Origin of the sequence: Hydrogenophaga sp. (assembly GCF_048549895.1) — a bacterium.
Lineage (GTDB): Bacteria > Pseudomonadota > Gammaproteobacteria > Burkholderiales > Burkholderiaceae_C > Hydrogenophaga.
Genome location: NZ_JBLYYB010000031.1, coordinates 1 through 17,250, shown reverse-complemented (window position 1 = coordinate 17,250; position 17,250 = coordinate 1). Strand labels below are relative to the sequence as shown.

The following is a 17,250-nucleotide window of genomic DNA, read 5'->3' as shown; positions in this document are numbered from 1 at the left end:
GTGAGCGACGGCAACAGTCCCTACGACCCGGTCAACGGTGACTGGCAAACGCTGATCACTGTGTTCAGCCCGACCGAGGCGTATTTGCTGCGCGGCGTGTTGCAGGCCGCCGGTGTACCAGCGGCCGTGGCGGATGCGCATCTGGTGCAGGCCTACACGCTGCTGGCGGGTGCCATCCCTGTGCGGGTTCAGGTGCCCGAGCACAGACAAGCACAGGCCAAAGCGGTGCTGGCGGCGTTCGAGCGCGGCGAGTACGGACTGAGCGACGACCACCCTGGCGAGGAGACGCCTCCATGAACAACACCACCTTCGACTTCATCGTCATCGGCGCCGGCACCGCGGGCTGCCTGCTGGCCAACCGGCTGAGCGCCGACGCGTCCAAACGTGTGCTGCTCGTTGAAGCCGGCCGCAAGGACGACTACCACTGGATCCACATCCCGGTCGGTTACCTGTATTGCATCGGCAACCCGCGCACCGACTGGCTCTACCAGACCGAGCCCGACCCGGGGCTCAATGGCCGCCGGCTGCGTTACCCGCGCGGCAAGGGCCTGGGCGGCTGCTCCAGCATCAACGGCATGATTTACATGCGGGGCCAGAGCCGCGACTACGACCAGTGGGCGCAGCTCACCGGCGACGACGACTGGCGCTGGGACGCCTGCCTGCCCGACTTCAAGGCGCACGAAAACCACCACCGGCTCGATGCCGCACAAGACCCGGAATTCGCGAAGCTGCACGGCCACGGCGGTGAGTGGCGCATCGAAAAACAGCGCCTGCGCTGGGATGTGCTCGACGCGTTTTCGCAAGCCGCCCAACAGGCCGGCGTGCCCGCCACGGCCGACTTCAACAGCGGCAGCAACGAGGGCGTGGGCTACTTCGAGGTGAACCAGAAAAGCGGTTGGCGCTGGAACGCCTCCAAAGCGTTTTTGCGCCCGGCGCAGGGCCGCCCCAACCTCACCGTGTGGACCGAAACCGCCACCGACCGGCTGGTGCTGGAGCGCGACGGCAATGTTCAACTGCGCTGCGTGGGCGTGGAGCTCTTGCGCGGCGGGCAGCGCGTGCGCGTGTCGGCCACGCAAGAGGTGGTGCTGAGCGCCGGCAGCGTTGGCTCGCCGGCCATTCTTCAGCGCTCGGGCATCGGCCCGGCCGCTTTGCTGCAGCAGCACGGCATCACAGTGCAACACCACCTGCCCGGTGTGGGCGAGAACCTGCAGGACCACCTGCAGATCCGCGCGGTGTTCAAGGTGCAGGGCGCGACCACGCTCAATGTGCTGGCCAACAGCCTGTGGGGCAAGGCCAAGATCGGCCTGGAGTACGCGCTCACGCGCAGCGGCCCCATGAGCATGGCGCCCAGCCAGCTCGGCGCCTTCACGCGCAGCGACCCGGCGCAGCCGTATCCGAACATCGAGTACCACGTGCAACCGCTCAGCCTGGACGCGTTTGGTGAACCGCTGCACAGCTTTCCGGCCTTCACCGCCAGCGTGTGCAACCTCAACCCCACCAGCCGCGGCCATGTGCGCATCACCTCGGCCTTGCCTGACGCCGCGCCGGCCATTGCACCGTGTTACTTGAGCACGCCCGAAGACCGCCAGGTCGCCGCCGACAGCCTGCGCGTGACGCGCCGCATCGTGGCCCAGCCGGCGCTGGCGAAATACCAGCCGCAAGAGCACAAGCCTGGCGTGCAGTTCCAGAGCGACGAGGAGCTGGCCCGGCTGGCCGGTGACATTGCCAGCACCATCTTCCATCCGGTGGGCACCACCAAGATGGGTACAGCCAACGACCCGATGGCGGTGGTGGACAGCCACCTGCGCGTGCGCGGTGTGGCCGGCCTGCGCGTGGTGGACGCGGGCGTGATGCCCACCATCACCAGCGGCAACACCAACAGTCCCACGCTGATGATCGCGGAGAAGGCCGCCAGCTGGATCAGGGCCGGGGTCTAACGGATTCCGCCGACGTAGCGCGATTCCGGGTCTTCGCCTTCTTTGCGCGGCGTGCCGAAAGCCGACAGCAAAGCCGACTCGATGAAGCCGCTGTTGGCCTGACCCGGCACCGAATTTGCGAAACCGCCCGAGCGTGGCGTGGGCGCGCGCTGAGCGGTTGCCGCACTGACCTGTCCTGCTTTCAAGGTGTCGGCTGCGGCCTGCAGCAAGGGCTTGCGCCCAGGTGCCGCGATCAGCGCAATGGCGGCTTCCAGCTTGTCGGCCAGGGCCAGCAAGTCGGCGTGCTCTTCCGACGTGGCCTTCTCGCGCGTGAAGCGCACGATCTCGCGCGCGTAGTCGGCGTTGGTGGTCAGCCACTCGGTGTCGGTCACGCGACCGGTCTTGCGCCGCAGCAACACATGCAGGTGCGCGGCCAGGGCAAAGACGTCGTTGGAGGTCATGGGCGTGGCGCCTCAGTGGCCGAGCTGTTCGTTGTGAAGAGAGACGTCCAGCCCCGCGCGCTCCTCGAACTCGCGCACGCGCAGCGTGGTGAAGCGCGAGGTGATCCACAGCACCACGGCCGTCATGACCAGGCTGTAGGCCAGCACGGCCACGCACGCGATCACCTGCGCCATGAGGCTCGATTCCACACCCGAGATCGCCGGGTCGGCCAGCAGGCCGGTGAGCAGCGCGCCCACCAGACCGCCCACGCCGTGCACGCCGAACACATCCAGCGAGTCGTCGGCGCGCAGCTTGCGCTTGAGCGCGGTGGCACCCCAGTAGCAGGCCACGCCAGCCACCAGGCCGATGATGAGCGCGCTGCGAGGCGTGACAAAACCGGCTGCCGGCGTGATGGCCACCAGACCCGCGACCACGCCTGAGCACAGGCCCAGCAGCGACGCGCGCTTGCGCGCCAGCCACTCGGCGCCCATCCACGAGAGCGCGCCCGCAGCCGCTGCGATGTGCGTGACCGCCATGGCCAGGCCGGCGCGGCCGTCGGCGGCCAGCGCGGAGCCGGCGTTGAAGCCGAACCAGCCCACCCACAGCAGGCCGGTGCCGGCCATGGTCAGACCCAGGTTGAACGGAATGAACGGCTCGCGGCCATAGCCCTCGCGCGGGCCCAGCGCGTAGGCGCAGACCAACGCGGCGGCGCCGGCGTTGATGTGCACCACCGAGCCGCCGGCAAAGTCCAGCGCGCCGAGCTGCGCCAGCCAGCCGCCCGGCTCCCACACCCAGTGGGCGATGGGCGCGTAGACCAGCAACAGCCACAGGCCGGTGAAGGTGAGCAGCGCGCCGAAGTGCATGCGCTCCACCAGCGCCCCCACCACCAGTGCGCAGGTGATGATGGCAAAGGTGAGCTGGAACATGGCAAACACCGATTCAGGCACGTGTTTGGCGATGTGGCTCACCGCCACCTGCCCGGTGGAGCCGAGGAACTCCATGCCCGAGAAACCCGCGCGCTCGAAGCCGCCGATGAAGCCACTGAGCGCCCCACCCGGCGTGAAGGCCAGCGAATACGCCACACCAAACCACAGCAGGCTGACCACCGCCGCGATGCCGACCACGCTGGCCATGGTGTTGATGACATTGAAGCGGCGCACCATGCCACCGTAAAAGAGGGCGATGCCCGGCAGCGTCATGAGCAACACCAGCGCGGTGCTGATCATGAGCCAGGCGGTGTCGGCACCCTGGATCGTGCTGACAGCCACCAGGCCGGGCGAGGTGAGCGCCGGGGCCACCGGCGCGGCGGGCGCCGTCTGGGCGGCCGCTGTCAGCGGCCCGAGCAGCGCTGCTGCAAATGCTGCGGTGAGGGCGGGGGGTGAAAGAAAGTTTCTCTGGTTGCGGAGTGGATGAAGAAGGGCAGTCACACGGTTCTGGTGCATTTTGTTACCTGTTTCCAACGACCCCGGGGCCAGTGCATCAACTGTGCCAAGGGTTGTCCCGGCCAAGGGAAAGCCCGGATGCACAGCACTGGTGCGAGCCGATACAGTGCGTGCACTCGCTCCAGCGCCCTGCGCTGGTGACCGCGGGGGACCGAGGAGACAACCCAGTCCAACCAGAAAAAATCGTTCAGCGTCCCCAGAGATGCCAGATTTCTCAAACCGACCCTTGTGGGTCGGTTTTTTTTCGCCGGTACGTGGCAGCGACAATCCACACATGGAATTGTTTTTGGTCTCGCTGGCTTCGTTTTTTGCCGGCTTCGTGGATTCGATCGTGGGCGGCGGAGGCCTCATCCTCGTGCCGGCGCTGTTTGCCATGTTTCCCACCACCCACCCGGCCACGCTGTTCGGCGTGAACAAAGGGGCCTCGGTGTGGGGCACGGCGGCGGCCACCCTGCAGTACGCCCGGCGCGTGAACATGCCGTGGCACGCGCTGCTGCCGGCAGCGGCGGTGGGCTTTGCAGGCTCCATGGCAGGTGCGTGGACGGTGACCGTGATCTCACCCGACTTTTTGCGCCGCGCATTGCCCTTGGTGCTGATCGGCGTGCTGGCCTACACGCTGGCGCGCAAGGACCTCGGGCGCCACCACGCACCGCGCTTCAGCGGCCGGCAGGAAGCCGCCGCCGCCTGCGTGCTGGGCGCCACCATCGGTTTTTACGACGGCTTTTTCGGCCCCGGCACCGGCAGCTTCTTCGTGTTCCTGTTCGTGCGCTGGCTGGGTTACGACTTCCTGCACGCCAGCGCCAGTGCCAAGCTCATCAACACCGCCACCAACCTCGCCGCGCTGACGCTCTTCGCCTGGAAGGGCCATGTGTGGTGGCACTTCGTGCTGGCCATGGCCGTGGCCAATGTGGTGGGCAGTTTGCTGGGCACGCGCCTGGCGCTCAAACACGGCAGCGGCTTCGTGCGCATCGCCTTCATCGTGGTGGTGTCGGTGCTGATCCTGAAGACAGCCTATGACGCCTGGTTCAAGGCCGTCTGATGAGGATCAAATCTTCTTGATCGTCGCCAGCTTTTTCGTGATCACCTCGAAGCGCGAGATCAGTGCCTTCACCTCCTCACCCGTCATGCCGAAAGCCTCGGCGGCTTCGATGAGCTGATCCTTCCTGAGTCGGGCGAACTCGTCGCAGATGGCCTTTGGAATGGCATCGGGCCAGAGCGCCACGATGGCGCGTGTCTTCGGGTTCATGAAGATCGCGTCATCCAGAATCTTGCTCCCGAACGCTGTGTCCCAGTCAATCGCCTGGATGACATCGGGCTGCTTGCCCCGGACGATGTACTGGCCGACATGCCGGTCGTAATCGCCGACCACCATGCTCAGCAACAGGATGCGGATGTAGTCGTTCCGGAATCGTTCGGTCACGCGTCCCGTCCACATCTCCATCCGGATGACGCCATCCGACATCGATTCTTGCCAAAGCTTGCCCAGGGACAGGCTGTTCATCAGGCGTTTCTTCAGCGAGGTGCCCTTGACGAGCGGAGCCACCAGACAGGGTTGCCCGCCCGCCATGGCGAGCGTGAGTTTCGGCGTGACATCCCATTGGAGCAACCCATGCGCGATGTGGCTGGTCAACAGGCATCGCATTTCCCGCCGGGGCATGTGCGGGTCCATGCCGGTCAGGTCGCTGAGTCGATTGAGATCCACTTCAGCGGCGGGTGGGAAGCACTTGTAGATGTACTGGCCGCCCTGCGGCGAGGTGAACTCCGCGACCAAGGCGTTGCTGGCGCCACTCTCCCTGATGTCGGCGGTGGGAAACCTCAGTGAGGGTTTGTTGTCGGTGGGCCATGTCTGATCGATAAAGGGAATGCCCGCCGCCGTCCACGCCAACTGAGTGTCGATGGCCAACTCTTTGGGCGTACCCGCCTTGATCATGAGGTCAAAAAACACCTCCTTCTGACGCGCGGGGGGCCAATGCCAATCGATGTGATTGCCGGGCTGCTCCGTGCTCTGGCGTGCGGAGACATGCTCCCCGGCTGGGTACAGCAGATGGAAGGCGTATTCGGTGAAGCTGTTGACGTAGGACTGCGTGGCCTGGGTCACACCCTGGATCGCGTCTTTGACCATCGAATGGGCGCTCGTCTGGGGCGCATCGGCGGGCACCGGCGTTTCGCGCGGAAACGACGGGTCGATGTCGGTGCGCGTGGCCTTGATCTGGGCGAGGATGCGAGCGTGCTTCTCGGGCGTCCAGCGTGGCCGGTGCGATACGACCGTGCCAGGCACACGCGTCGAGCCCGACGTGTGCCCGCGCGGGCTGGGCATGCGGAACACCGGGTTTTGCCAGTTGAAAGGATCTGCGGGGCCCTCTGACAGGAGACCGGAAGCACCGGCAGTGGTGGTGGTGTTGGTGGAGCTGGTGAATTCCATGGCAGTGAGTGTCTTGCTGTGTGTTGCGGAGGTTGCGGTCAGAGCGATTGCTGCCACTGCAGCGCCTGGGAAGCGGCTGAGCGCATCACGTTGCCCAGCGCCTGCACGAAGACCGGGTCACCGGACACGTCCGTGCTGAAGGCGTAGAGCAGGTCGCCATCGCTCACACCGAATGCCGCGGTGGACGCCTGGCGCATCAGTTCCACGTTTTGCGCCACAACGCCGCGAAGCACTTCGGGCAGGTGGTCGGACGGAATGGGGCCGAACAGGAAGCACACCGTGATCCGGTCGGCGTTCCCGGTGTCGGGAATCACGGTGACGTCGACGTCGTCGATTTCGAGACGAAGGACGTCGTTGGTGTGGGTGGCCGACTTCTTGAAGCTGGGGCCGAGTTTCAGCAGGGATATTTCGAGATCGGAGAGTCTCATGGCGGTGATTCCGGGGTCTGGACGTTGAGTTGCGATGTCCCCTTGTGCAGGGGAGATCAGCGTCGCAGAGATCGCCAGGCAGGGGTATCCAGCGCAGGGCCTAGCGCGGCCGGCGCAGTGGGATCCAACGGTGTGATGCTGCCGGCGTTTGCCAGTTCAAGGCGCGGTGGGCGCTCCAGGCGGCCAAGGCATGGTGCTGGCCTTGAGTGGCGTTCCCATCGGCGCCGAAGCCTGCCCCACGCTCACCGCCGCCAGGTCCTGCGGATTCGGGTACTGGTCCAGCAGCAGGTAGTCAAACACACGCCGTGCGATCGGCGCGGCGGACGCGGCGCCGAAGCCGGCGTTTTCCACCACCACCGCAATCGCCACGCGGGGCTGGTCGATCGGGGCGAAGGCCACGTAGAGCGCGTGGTCGCGCTGGTGCTCTTCGAGTTTGCGGGCGTCGTAGCGGTCGCGCTGGCCGATGGTCACGGCCTGCGCCGTGCCGGTCTTGCCGCCGCTGGCGTAGCCGGCGCCGGCAAACACGCGGGTGGAGGTGCCTTCGGTGGTCACGGCCTGCATGGCCTCCAGCACGGTGCGCACGTTCTCGGGCTTGTAGCCCAGGCTCACCGCGGGTGGCGTGGGCAGCGGGCTGCGCTCGCGGGTGATCACGTTTTCGGTCGCCATGGTGAGGTGGGGTGCATGCTTCACGCCGCCGTTGGCCAGCGTGGCCATGGCATGGGCGAGCTGCAGCATGGTGAAGCTGTTGTAGCCCTGGCCAATGCCCAACGAGATCGTCTCGCCGGGGTACCAGCGCTGCTGGTCCGGGCGCTTGTAGGTGTTGCGCTTCCAGGCCTGGCTGGGCAGCACGCCGCGCACTTCGCCGCGCAGGTCGATGCCGGTGATCTGGCCAAAGCCCAGCGGCTTCATGAAGTCGTGCATGGCGTCCACACCCATCTCGTTGGCCAGCGAGTAGTAGTAGGTGTTGCTCGACTTCACGATGCTGCGCTTCATGTCCACCGCGCCCAGGCCGCCGTCGCCGTGGCTGCGGAAGCGGTGGTTGCCGAACATCCAGAAGCCCGGGTCGTTGATGACGGTCTGCGCCGAGCGGGTGCCGGTTTCCAGGGCGCCCAGCGCCATGAAGGGCTTGTAGGTGGAGCCCGGCGGGTAGGTGCCGCGCAGGGCGCGGTTGAGCAGGGGCTTGTCCAGCGATTCGTTGAGCGCGCGCCAGTTCTCCACGTCGATGCCTTCGACGAAGAGGTTGGGATCGAAGGTGGGTTTGCTCACGAAGGCCAGCACTTCGCCGGTGCGCGGGTCGATGGCCACCAGCGCGCCGCGCCGCTCGCCGAACATGTCCTCGATCAGCTTCTGCAGCTGGATGTCGATCGACAGCACCACCGTGTCGCCGGGGGTGGCGGGCGTGTTGGCCAGCGAGCGCACCGCACGGCCACCGGCCGAGGTTTCCACGCGCTCGAAACCCGTGATGCCGTGCAGGGTCTGCTCGTAGCTCTGTTCGGCGCCGAGCTTGCCGATGTACTCGGTGCCGCGGTAGTTGGCCTGGTCTTCTTCGGCCCAGTCGGCGATCGACTCTTTCTCGCGCTGGTTGATGCGCCCGATGTAGCCGATCACGTGGCTGGCGGTTTCACCATTGGGGTACTGGCGCAGCAGGCGCGCGCGCACGTCCACGCCGGGGAAGCGGTAGCGCTGCACGGTGAAGCGCGCCACTTCTTCGTCGGTGAGGCGGGTGCGGATGGGCAGCGAATCGAAGCTGTGCGACTCTTCGAGCAGCTTGCGAAAGCGGCGCTGATCGCGCGGGGTGATCTCCATCAGCTGACCCAGTTGCGCAATCGTGGCCTCCATGTCGAGCACACGCGAGGGCGTGATCTCCAGCGTGTACGCCGAGTAGTTGGTGGCCAGCACACGGCCGTTGCGGTCCACGATCTGGCCCCGGTTGGGCACCACCGGAATCACCGCCGTGCGGTTGCTCTCGGCCTGCGCCAGCAAGTCGTCGTGGCGCACCACCTGCAGGTAGACCATGCGCGCGGCGACCAGGCCAAACGCGAACACCACCGCCAGTCCGATCACCAGCAAACGGGTGCGGAACTGGGCCAGGTCGGCTTCGACGTTGCGCAGTTCGGTCATGGCTACAACGGTCTGTTGTCGTCGGGGTTGGGGGCGCGTCGTTGCGGGGCGAGGAGCAAAACGCTCACCACCGGCCACAGCATGGCTTCGAGCACCGGCGCAATGAAGTAGGTCAGCCCCGGAAAGCTGCCGCCCGAGGCCATGCGCACCATCAACTCCAGCAGGTGGGCAGCCACGAACAGCGGCAGCACCTGCACCGCCTGGTTGGGCACGCCGAACCACAACAGCCGGCGGTGCATCGAGATGGCCAGAAAGCCGAGCGCTGTGTAGGCCAGTGCGTGCTGGCCGAGCAGGGCGCCCTGGTGCACGTCCATTGCCAGACCAAATGCAAACGCAACGCCCACGCCGATGCGCAGGGGCTGGTGCACGCTCCAGAACACCAGCGCCACCGCCAGCAGGTCGGGCACCCAGGCGGCGCGGCCCCACAGGCCCATGTTCACGAGCATGTTGAACATCAGGGCAGCGATCAGGCTGAACCAGATGAAGGCGGGGTTGGCGGGCAGCAGCAGCTGCTGGCCGGGACGCATGATCATGGTGCGCTGCTCCGGACACCCGGTCGATCGGTTGGACCCACGGCGCGGGTGGGCTCGGGCATGGGCGACGGGGGCAGGGCTGCGCCGGCAGGCGTCAGCACCAGCACATGCAGCGTGCCCTGCACCTGGGCCAGCGGTTCGGCCTCGATGCGCGAGAACGACGACTCGGCCTGGCGCTCCACCAGCGTCACACGCCCCACCGGCAGGCCGGGCGGGTACACGCCGTCCACGCCGCTGGTGGTGAGCAGGTCGCCCTGGGCGATGTCGGCGCTGGCCAGCGTGTAGCGCAGCTCCATGCCGTCGCCTTTGGTGGAGGGTTGGCCGTAGGCCACGCTGCGCACGCCGGTTCGCACATTGAGCACGGGTATGGCCATGTCGCGGTCGATCAGCAGGCTCACCTCGGACACCAGCGGGTACACCCGCGTGACCTGACCGAGCACACCGCTCTCGTCGATCACCGGCGAGCCCGCCTGCACGCCTTGCGTCTGGCCACGGTCGATCACGATCTTGCGCGAGTACGGGTCGGCCGCGTCGTAGAGCACCTGCGCGCCCATGGCCTGCGTGCCGACGCGCTCGCGCATGGCCAGCAGGGCGCGAAGGCGCTGGTTTTCCAGCGCCATCTGCTCCAGCTGCAAGGTGCGATCGGCCTGCGTGGCCAGGCGCTTGAGTGCGTTGCCTTCGCTTTGCTGGGCGCTGTGCAGCGAAGTGAAGTAACCACCCAGGCCGGCCACGGCCTGCACCGGCTGCAACACCAGCCACTGCGCCGGGTACAAGGCGGTGGCGATGCCGGCGCGCACCGGTCGCGCCACTTCAAAGCGCAGGTCGGCGACCATGAGGAACAGCGCCAGCGCGCTGAACACCACCAGTTTGGACAGGGCCGACGGCCCCTGCTTGAAGAAGGGGGGCGGGGTGCGGTCCAGGGTGCCCAGTGGCATGACGCTCGGGGTGGGTCTGGTGGTGTGTGGGTGGGCGTGCGCCGGGGTGCGGCGCCTGCCTTATTCGCTGGTGAAGATGGTGCCCAGGCGCTCCATGCGCTCCAGGGCCATGCCGCAACCGCGCACCACGCAGGTCAGCGGCTCTTCGGCCACCAGCACCGGCAGGCCGGTTTCTTCGGCCAGCAGGCGGTCCAGGTCGCGCAGCAGCGCGCCACCACCGGTGAGCATCATGCCGCGCTCGGCGATGTCGGCGCCCAGCTCGGGCGGCGTGTGCTCCAGCGCCATCTTGACCGCCGAGACGATGTTGTTCAGCGGGTCGGTCAGGGCCTCCAGGATCTCGTTGCTGGAGATGGTGAAGCTGCGCGGCACGCCTTCGGAGAGGTTGCGGCCCTTGACTTCCATTTCCTTGACTTCGGAGCCGGGGAAGGCCGAGCCGATCTGCTTCTTGATCGCTTCGGCCGTGGGCTCGCCGATCAGCATGCCGTAGTTGCGGCGAATGTAGGCAATGATGGCTTCGTCGAAACGGTCACCGCCCACGCGCACGCTGCCCTTGTAGACCATGCCGCCCAGCGAGATGACGCCCACCTCGGTGGTGCCGCCGCCGATGTCGACCACCATGGAGCCCGACGCGTCGGACACCGGCAGGCCGGCACCGATGGCCGCGGCCATGGGTTCTTCAATCAGGTAGACCTCGGAGGCGCCGGCGCCCAAGGCCGACTCGCGGATGGCGCGGCGCTCGACCTGGGTGGAGCCGCAGGGCACGCAGATGATGATGCGCGGGCTCGGCTTGAACATCGAGCGCGGGTGTACCATCTTGATGAACTGCTTGAGCATCTGCTCAGTCACGGTGAAGTCGGCGATCACGCCGTCCTTCATGGGGCGGATGGCCTCGATGTTGCCGGGCACCTTGCCCAGCATGGCCTTGGCTTCGTGGCCCACCGCCTGGATGGTCTTCTTGCCTTGCGGCCCGCCTTCGTGGCGGATCGAGACCACTGAGGGTTCGTCCAGCACGATGCCCTTGTTGCGGACGTAAATGAGGGTGTTGGCGGTGCCGAGGTCGATGGCCAGGTCGGTCGAGAATTGCCGACGGAAAGCTTCAAACATGGTGGGTGGATCCTGTGGAGCCGGAGCGTGGCATGGCGCGCTCCAAGCCGGAAATGAGGCCGAATGCGGGACCTGGGATGGAGCCAGAAGGTAGGCCGGACATCGGTTCTAAGTGTTTGATTCCAAGGCAAAAACCGTGGCGGCACGGGGTCTGCCGTTAAACCTTGGATAATACCGTATCCCCTGTGCACAACTGCACGCAAGCAGGCGCCATTTCTGCGATTTACAAGGCGTTTCAGCGCCTTTGACCGCTCTTGGGGGCGCCGCAGATCCCAACTTCCGGAACCACCTCGACATGTCCCTGACCCTGTCCGACATCGGCCGCATCGCCAACCTGGCGCGGCTGGAGCTCACCGAGCCGCAGAGCGAACGCATGCTGACCCAGCTCAACGGCTTCTTCGACACCGTGGAGCAGATGAACGCGGTGGACACCACCGGCGTGGAGCCGTTGGCCCACCCCACCGCCGTCATCGACCACGTCTCGCTGCGCCTGCGCCCCGACGTGGCGAGCGAACCCAACAACCGCGAAGCCAACCAGAAGAGCGCCCCCGCTGTTGAACGCGGCCTGTTCCTCGTGCCGAAGGTGATCGAATGAAAGCGCTTCACGATTTGGGCGCGCTGGAGCTCGCCGCCGCCATTGCCAACCAACAAACCAGCAGCGTCGAAGCCGCGCAGCACCTGCTGGCCCGCGCCAGGCAGTTCGCCTCGCTCGGCGCCTACCTCGCCTTCAACGAAGACGCCACGCTGGCCCAGGCGCGTGCCGCCGACGCGCGCATCGCCGCTGGCGAACGCACGCCGCTGCTGGGCGTGCCGCTGGCGCACAAGGACATCTTCGTCACCCAGGACTTCCCCACCACCGCCGGCTCCAAAATGCTCGCGGGTTACCAGAGCCCGTTCGACGCGACCGTGGTGCAGCGCCTGGGCGCACAGGGCGCCGTGTCGCTGGGCAAGCTCAACTGCGACGAGTTCGCCATGGGCTCGGGCAACGACAACTCCGCCTTCGGCCCGGTGCACAACCCCTGGGACGCCACGCGCGTGCCCGGCGGCTCCTCGGGCGGCTCGGCTGCGGCCGTGGCCGCGCGCCTGCTGCCGGCAGCCACCGGCACCGACACCGGTGGTTCGATCCGCCAGCCCGCCAGCTTCACCGGCATCACCGGCATCAAGCCCACCTACGGCCGCTGTTCGCGTTACGGCATGGTGGCGTTCGCCTCCAGCCTCGACCAGGCCGGCCCCATGGCGCGCAGCGCAGCCGACTGCGCCGCCTTGCTGACCGCGATGGCCGGCCCCGACATCGACCGCGACTCCACCAGCCTCGACCACCCCGCCGAGGACTACAGCGCGGCCATCACGCGCCCACGCGAAGGCGCCACCGCGGCCCAGCCGCTCAAGGGTCTGCGCATTGGTTTGCCCACCGAGTTTTTTGGTGCGGGCTGTGCGCCCGACGTGTTGTCCGCCGTGCGCGCGGCGCTGGCCGAATACGAAAAGCTGGGCGCCACGCTGGTGGACATTTCGCTGCCCCGCACCGAGCTCTCGATCCCGGTCTACTACATCATTGCGCCCGCCGAAGCGTCGAGCAACCTCAGCCGTTTCGACGGCGTGAAGTTCGGCCACCGCGCCGCGAAATACGACGACCTGCTCGACATGTACAAGAAGTCGCGCAGCGAGGCCTTCGGCCCCGAGGTGCAGCGCCGCATCATGATCGGCACCTACGTGCTGAGCCATGGTTACTACGACGCCTACTACCTCAAGGCCCAGCAGATCCGCCGCCTGATTGCGCAAGACTTTCAATCCGCCTTCGAGCGCTGCGACCTGATCGCCGGCCCCGTGGCGCCCACCGTGGCGTGGAAGATCGGCGAGAAGAGCGACGACCCGATGGCCAACTACCTGGCCGACATCTACACCCTGTCCACCAGCCTGGCCGGCCTGCCCGGCATGAGCGTGCCGGCGGGTTTTGGTGCTGGCGGCATGCCGGTGGGCCTGCAACTGGTGGGCAACTATTTCAAGGAGGGCGAGCTGCTGCACGCCGCGCACGCCTTCCAGCAGGCGACCGACTGGCACAGCCGTTCGCCCTCGGGATTCTGATCATGAGCAACACCCAAAAATCCCTGCTGGTGCAAGGCTACGAGGTCGTCATCGGCTTCGAGACCCACACCCAGCTCGCCACGCAATCCAAGATCTTCAGCCGTGCGCCCACCGCCTTTGGCGCCGAGCCCAACACGCAGGCCTGCGCGGTGGACCTCGCGCTGCCGGGCACGCTGCCGGTGATGAACCAGGGCGCGGTGGAGCTGGCCATTCGCCTGGGTCTGGCGCTGGGTTCGCACATCGCCGAGCAGAGCGTGTTCGCGCGCAAGAACTACTTCTACCCCGACCTGCCCAAGGGTTACCAGATCAGCCAGTTCGAGATCCCGGTGGTGCAGGGCGGCGAGGTCTCGTTCTTTCTCGGCGACGAGAAGAAGACCGTGCGCCTGGTGCGCGCGCACCTGGAAGAGGACGCGGGCAAGAGCCTGCACGAGGACTTCATTGGTCAATCGGGCATCGACCTCAACCGCGCCGGCACGCCGCTGCTGGAGATCGTGACCGAGCCCGACATGCGCTCCAGCGCCGAGGCCGTGGCCTACGCCAAAGAGCTGCACAAGATCGTGACCTGGATCGGCATCTGCGACGGCAACATGCAGGAAGGTTCGTTCCGCTGCGACGCCAACGTGTCGGTGCGCAAGCCCGGCGCCCCACTGGGCACGCGCCGCGAGATCAAGAACCTGAACTCGTTCAAGTTCATGCAGCAGGCCATCGACTATGAAGTGCGCTGGCAAATCGAGGAGATCGAGGACGGCCGCGCGATCCAGCAGGCCACGGTGCTGTTCGATCCCGACACGGGCGAAACGCGCGCGATGCGCACCAAGGAAGACGCAGCGGACTACCGCTACTTCCCCGACCCGGATTTGCCACCGCTGGTGATTGCGCGGGAGTGGGTGGAGCGGGTGCGCAGCGAAATGGACGCACTGCCTCGCGATGTCGCAGCGCGCTATGTGCGGGAATACGGGCTTTCCGAATATGACGCCTCCATGCTGACGCAGAGCAAGGCGACCATGGTCTATTTCCAGAACGTGCTCGTGCACACCGTGCCTGCCAAGCTGGTCAGCAACTGGATCATGGGAGAGATGTCGCGTCGGCTGAACGCCGATGGAATCACCATCGATGCAGCGCCCGTTCAGCCCAAGCAACTTGCTGACCTTGTTCGCGCCATCAACGTGGGCACCATCAGCAACAACGCCGCCAAGCAGGTCTTCGATGAACTATGGAAGCAGCCTCTCGCCGTCGGCTCAATGAGCGCGCGAGAAGAAGGCTCAGACACATTCAGTGGAATTGGAGAGGTTGACGCCATCATCGAAGCCAAGGGCCTCAAACAGATGAACGACACCGGCGCGCTGGAAAAGATCATCGACGAGGTGATGGCCGCCAACGCCGACAACGTGGCGCAGTTCCGCGCCGGCAAGGAAAAAGCCTTCAACGCGCTGGTGGGTCAGGTCATGAAAGCCAGCAAGGGCAAGGCCAACCCGCAGCAGGTCAACGACGTGCTGCGCCAGAAACTGCAGTGAATTGAACCCGCCTGAAAAGGGCGGGCTTCAGCGCTTGACCGCGCTGCCACCCGTGGCGGCTGCGGTCGGAGGCCAGAGCTGGCGCAGCTTGGCCAACTCTTCGTCAAAGCGCTGGTTGATGCGCAGCTTTTCCTGGGCCTGCTCGTCCAGAAACCGCTTCTGCACCACCATCTGCTTGTCGCTGTCTTCGAGCTTGCGGCGCAGCCAGAACGGCGCCTTGCTCGGATCGGCCAGGTAGAACTCCATCTCGGTTTCCACTTCCTTGCGCTGCTGCCTCAGCGCCACTTCGCGCTTGTTCACCGCCGCAATCACCTCGTCGATCTGGGCCAGTGCTTCGGCGCGCTCCTTGTCATGCACCACCTGGTTCGGGTAGCGGATCAGCAAGGCGCGCTCACGGCGTTTCTCTTCTGCCGCACGGGCCTTGATCTCGTTTTCAGCGCGTTGCTTGTCTTCAATCTTCGCGCGCTCGTCGGCGGTGTAGCTGGGCGGCACCACCTGGCGCACGATGCCGGTCTTGCCCAACTGCTGTTGCTCGCGGTCCAGGCATTCCACGATCGGCCGGTCCGAGGTGATGCGCCGGCCCTTGCCGTCTGTGCAGGCGTAGATGCCCTGGGCCTGTGCGCTGGCCAGGGTCCACAGGCCGGCGCTCACCACCCAGGCGCAGGCGCTGAGCTGGAAGTCTGTGGATGAGCGGTCTGTGGTCATGAGGTGGGTTCAGTTCACACCGTAGCGCAGGCGGTAGGCCTGCACCCGCTGGCGGTGCGCATCAAGCTCTGCCCCGGTGTGTGCGTTCAGATACTGCAGCAAATCCGCCAGGGTGGCAATTGCACAGACTTGCAAGCCGAGCTGGCGCTGGACATATTGCACGGCACTGTGATCCACGTCGCGAACCAGGCCGTCCGGCCCGACCTCGGTCGCCTTCTCCTGCCGGTCCAGCGCGATCGCCACCGCGTGCGGCGTGGCCCCGGCGGCACGGATCAGGGCGATGGATTCGCGCGCGGCGGTGCCGGCGGACATCACGTCGTCGACGATCAGCACCCGGCCCTGCAGCGGCGCGCCCACCAGCGTGCCACCCTCGCCGTGGGCCTTGGCTTCCTTGCGGTTGTAGGCAAACGGCACGTTCAGGCCCAGACGCGAGAGTTCGATGGCGAGTGCAGCGCCCAGCGGAATGCCCTTGTAGGCCGGGCCGAAGATCATGTCGAACTCGACACCGCTGGCGATCAGGGCCTTTGCATAGAATTGTGCGAGCCGCGCGAGCTTGGCGCCGTCGTCGAACAGGCCGGCGTTGAAGAAGTAGGGTGAAAGCCGCCCCGCCTTGGTCTTGAATTCGCCGAAGCGCAGCACGCCAGCGTCCACACAGAATTGCACGAATTCCTGCGCGAGCGCAGCGTCCGGGGCGCCCGCATGGGCCGCGCCTGTATCCAACACCATGGGGGTTTCCTTGTTCAAACTGACCAGCCTCAACCTCAACGGCATCCGCTCCGCCACCACCAAAGGCCTGGAGACATGGCTCGCCGCGCACCAGCCGGATTGTATTTGTGTGCAGGAGGTCAAGGCGCAGGAGAGCGATGTGAGCGGGCGCTTCGAAGAGCTCGCCGGTCTGCGCGGCCATTTTCACTTTGCGCAGAAAAAAGGCTACTCGGGCGTGGGCGTGTACACCCGCCACGAACCCAGCGACGTGATCACCGGTTTCCGCTGCGAGGAGTTCGACGCCGAAGGCCGCTACACCGAACTGCGCTTCGACACCCCGGGCCGCAAGCTCTCGCTGATCAGCGCCTACTTCCCCAGCGGCTCGTCAGGGCCCGAGCGGCAAGAGGCCAAGTACCGGTTTCTCGCGGCGTTCCACCCGCACCTGATGGCGCTCAAGGGCGAGCGCGAATTCATCTTGTGTGGCGACGTGAACATCGCCCACCAGCAGGCTGATTTGAAGAACTGGCGCAGCAACCAGAAGAACAGCGGCTTCCTGCCCGAAGAGCGCGCCTGGATGACCACGCTGCTCACCGACGGCGGTCTGGTCGACGTGTACCGCCGCCTGCAGCCCGACACCACCGACACCTGCTACACATGGTGGAGCAACCGCGGCCAGGCCTACGCGAACAACGTGGGCTGGCGGCTTGATTACCACCTGGCCACGCCGGCCCTGGCGGCGCTGGCGCGCACGGAGCAGATCTACAAGGACGTGAAGTTCAGCGACCACGCGCCGATCACGATCGGGTACGACCTGAGTTTGTGATGACAACGGTGGATGGGGCTTGAACGCACCCGATGGCGCGGCTGTTTGACGCTCTGCAAGCACCATGCGCACAATATGC

The 17,250-nt window shown here is 66.2% G+C and carries 17 protein-coding genes; 7 read left to right on the top strand and 10 right to left on the bottom strand.

Annotation, left to right across the window (positions count from 1 at the left end; genetic code table 11):
* Together ACN4F8_RS02640 and ACN4F8_RS02635 are read left to right on the top strand one after the other, a co-directional pair.
* The gene (locus tag ACN4F8_RS02640; RefSeq protein WP_419472166.1) at nt 1-297 is read left to right on the top strand and encodes a DUF2007 domain-containing protein; all 297 of its coding nucleotides are present in this window, start codon (nt 1-3) and stop codon (nt 295-297) included.
* A complete protein-coding gene (locus tag ACN4F8_RS02635; RefSeq protein WP_419472165.1) occupies nt 294-1,937 on the top strand; it encodes a GMC family oxidoreductase in 1,644 nt (547 codons plus the stop codon). The genes ACN4F8_RS02640 and ACN4F8_RS02635 overlap by 4 nt, the downstream gene beginning before the upstream one ends.
* On the opposite strand, the gene ACN4F8_RS02630 is transcribed toward ACN4F8_RS02635, so the two are convergent.
* Together ACN4F8_RS02630 and ACN4F8_RS02625 are read right to left on the bottom strand one after the other, a co-directional pair.
* Entirely contained in the window at nt 1,934-2,377 is a 444-nt protein-coding gene (locus ACN4F8_RS02630) for a hypothetical protein (protein WP_419472164.1), read from the bottom strand. The genes ACN4F8_RS02635 and ACN4F8_RS02630 overlap by 4 nt on opposite strands.
* 12 nt (nt 2,378-2,389) lie before the next feature.
* Nucleotides 2,390-3,703 (bottom strand): ammonium transporter, encoded by a 1,314-nt coding sequence (locus tag ACN4F8_RS02625; RefSeq protein WP_419472186.1) that lies wholly within the window; start codon nt 3,701-3,703, stop codon nt 2,390-2,392.
* Between the two features lie 370 nt (nt 3,704-4,073).
* Between ACN4F8_RS02625 and ACN4F8_RS02620 the strand changes: the two genes are divergently transcribed.
* Nucleotides 4,074-4,838: a sulfite exporter TauE/SafE family protein gene (locus tag ACN4F8_RS02620; protein WP_419472163.1), complete on the top strand. Its 765-nt coding sequence runs from the start codon at nt 4,074-4,076 to the stop codon at nt 4,836-4,838.
* 6 nt (nt 4,839-4,844) lie between these two features.
* Here ACN4F8_RS02620 and ACN4F8_RS02615 read toward each other — a convergent pair whose 3' ends face one another.
* The 6 genes from ACN4F8_RS02615 to ACN4F8_RS02590 form a co-directional block, all read right to left on the bottom strand.
* On the bottom strand, nt 4,845-6,221 hold the full coding sequence (locus ACN4F8_RS02615; RefSeq protein ID WP_419472162.1) for a hypothetical protein: 1,377 nt from the start codon (nt 6,219-6,221) through the stop codon (nt 4,845-4,847).
* Between the two features lie 38 nt (nt 6,222-6,259).
* A complete protein-coding gene (locus ACN4F8_RS02610) occupies nt 6,260-6,649 on the bottom strand; it encodes a hypothetical protein (protein ID WP_419472161.1) in 390 nt (129 codons plus the stop codon).
* Between the two features lie 156 nt (nt 6,650-6,805).
* On the bottom strand, nt 6,806-8,770 hold the full coding sequence (mrdA, locus tag ACN4F8_RS02605) for a penicillin-binding protein 2 (RefSeq protein WP_419472160.1): 1,965 nt from the start codon (nt 8,768-8,770) through the stop codon (nt 6,806-6,808).
* A gap of 2 nt (nt 8,771-8,772) precedes the next feature.
* The gene (gene mreD / locus ACN4F8_RS02600; RefSeq protein ID WP_419472159.1) at nt 8,773-9,303 is read right to left on the bottom strand and encodes a rod shape-determining protein MreD; all 531 of its coding nucleotides are present in this window, start codon (nt 9,301-9,303) and stop codon (nt 8,773-8,775) included.
* Nucleotides 9,300-10,238: a rod shape-determining protein MreC gene (mreC, locus tag ACN4F8_RS02595; protein WP_419472158.1), complete on the bottom strand. Its 939-nt coding sequence runs from the start codon at nt 10,236-10,238 to the stop codon at nt 9,300-9,302. Before mreC ends, mreD begins: the two co-directional genes overlap by 4 nt.
* Nucleotides 10,239-10,298: 60 nt before the next feature.
* Entirely contained in the window at nt 10,299-11,342 is a 1,044-nt protein-coding gene (locus ACN4F8_RS02590; RefSeq protein ID WP_382259165.1) for a rod shape-determining protein, read from the bottom strand.
* A 295-nt stretch (nt 11,343-11,637) separates the two neighbouring features.
* Between ACN4F8_RS02590 and gatC the strand changes: the two genes are divergently transcribed.
* From gatC to gatB, 3 genes are read left to right on the top strand one after another with little or no spacing between them, the layout of a single operon-like run.
* On the top strand, nt 11,638-11,937 hold the full coding sequence (gatC, locus tag ACN4F8_RS02585; protein ID WP_056264667.1) for an Asp-tRNA(Asn)/Glu-tRNA(Gln) amidotransferase subunit GatC: 300 nt from the start codon (nt 11,638-11,640) through the stop codon (nt 11,935-11,937).
* Nucleotides 11,934-13,424 (top strand): Asp-tRNA(Asn)/Glu-tRNA(Gln) amidotransferase subunit GatA, encoded by a 1,491-nt coding sequence (gene gatA, locus ACN4F8_RS02580; protein ID WP_419472157.1) that lies wholly within the window; start codon nt 11,934-11,936, stop codon nt 13,422-13,424. The genes gatC and gatA overlap by 4 nt, the downstream gene beginning before the upstream one ends.
* Before the next feature lie 2 nt (nt 13,425-13,426).
* Nucleotides 13,427-14,938: an Asp-tRNA(Asn)/Glu-tRNA(Gln) amidotransferase subunit GatB gene (gene gatB, locus ACN4F8_RS02575; RefSeq protein ID WP_419472156.1), complete on the top strand. Its 1,512-nt coding sequence runs from the start codon at nt 13,427-13,429 to the stop codon at nt 14,936-14,938.
* Nucleotides 14,939-14,965: 27 nt separating this feature from the next.
* Here the strand turns inward: gatB and ACN4F8_RS02570 are convergent, their stop codons facing one another.
* Complete coding sequence (locus ACN4F8_RS02570) at nt 14,966-15,643, bottom strand: DUF4124 domain-containing protein (protein ID WP_419472155.1); 678 nt, start codon at nt 15,641-15,643, stop codon at nt 14,966-14,968.
* A 9-nt stretch (nt 15,644-15,652) separates the two neighbouring features.
* Complete coding sequence (pyrE, locus tag ACN4F8_RS02565) at nt 15,653-16,369, bottom strand: orotate phosphoribosyltransferase (RefSeq protein WP_419472154.1); 717 nt, start codon at nt 16,367-16,369, stop codon at nt 15,653-15,655.
* A gap of 10 nt (nt 16,370-16,379) precedes the next feature.
* On the opposite strand from pyrE, the gene ACN4F8_RS02560 reads away from it, so the two are divergent.
* On the top strand, nt 16,380-17,171 hold the full coding sequence (locus ACN4F8_RS02560) for an exodeoxyribonuclease III (RefSeq protein ID WP_419472153.1): 792 nt from the start codon (nt 16,380-16,382) through the stop codon (nt 17,169-17,171).
* The last annotated feature ends 79 nt before the right edge of the window (nt 17,172-17,250 follow it).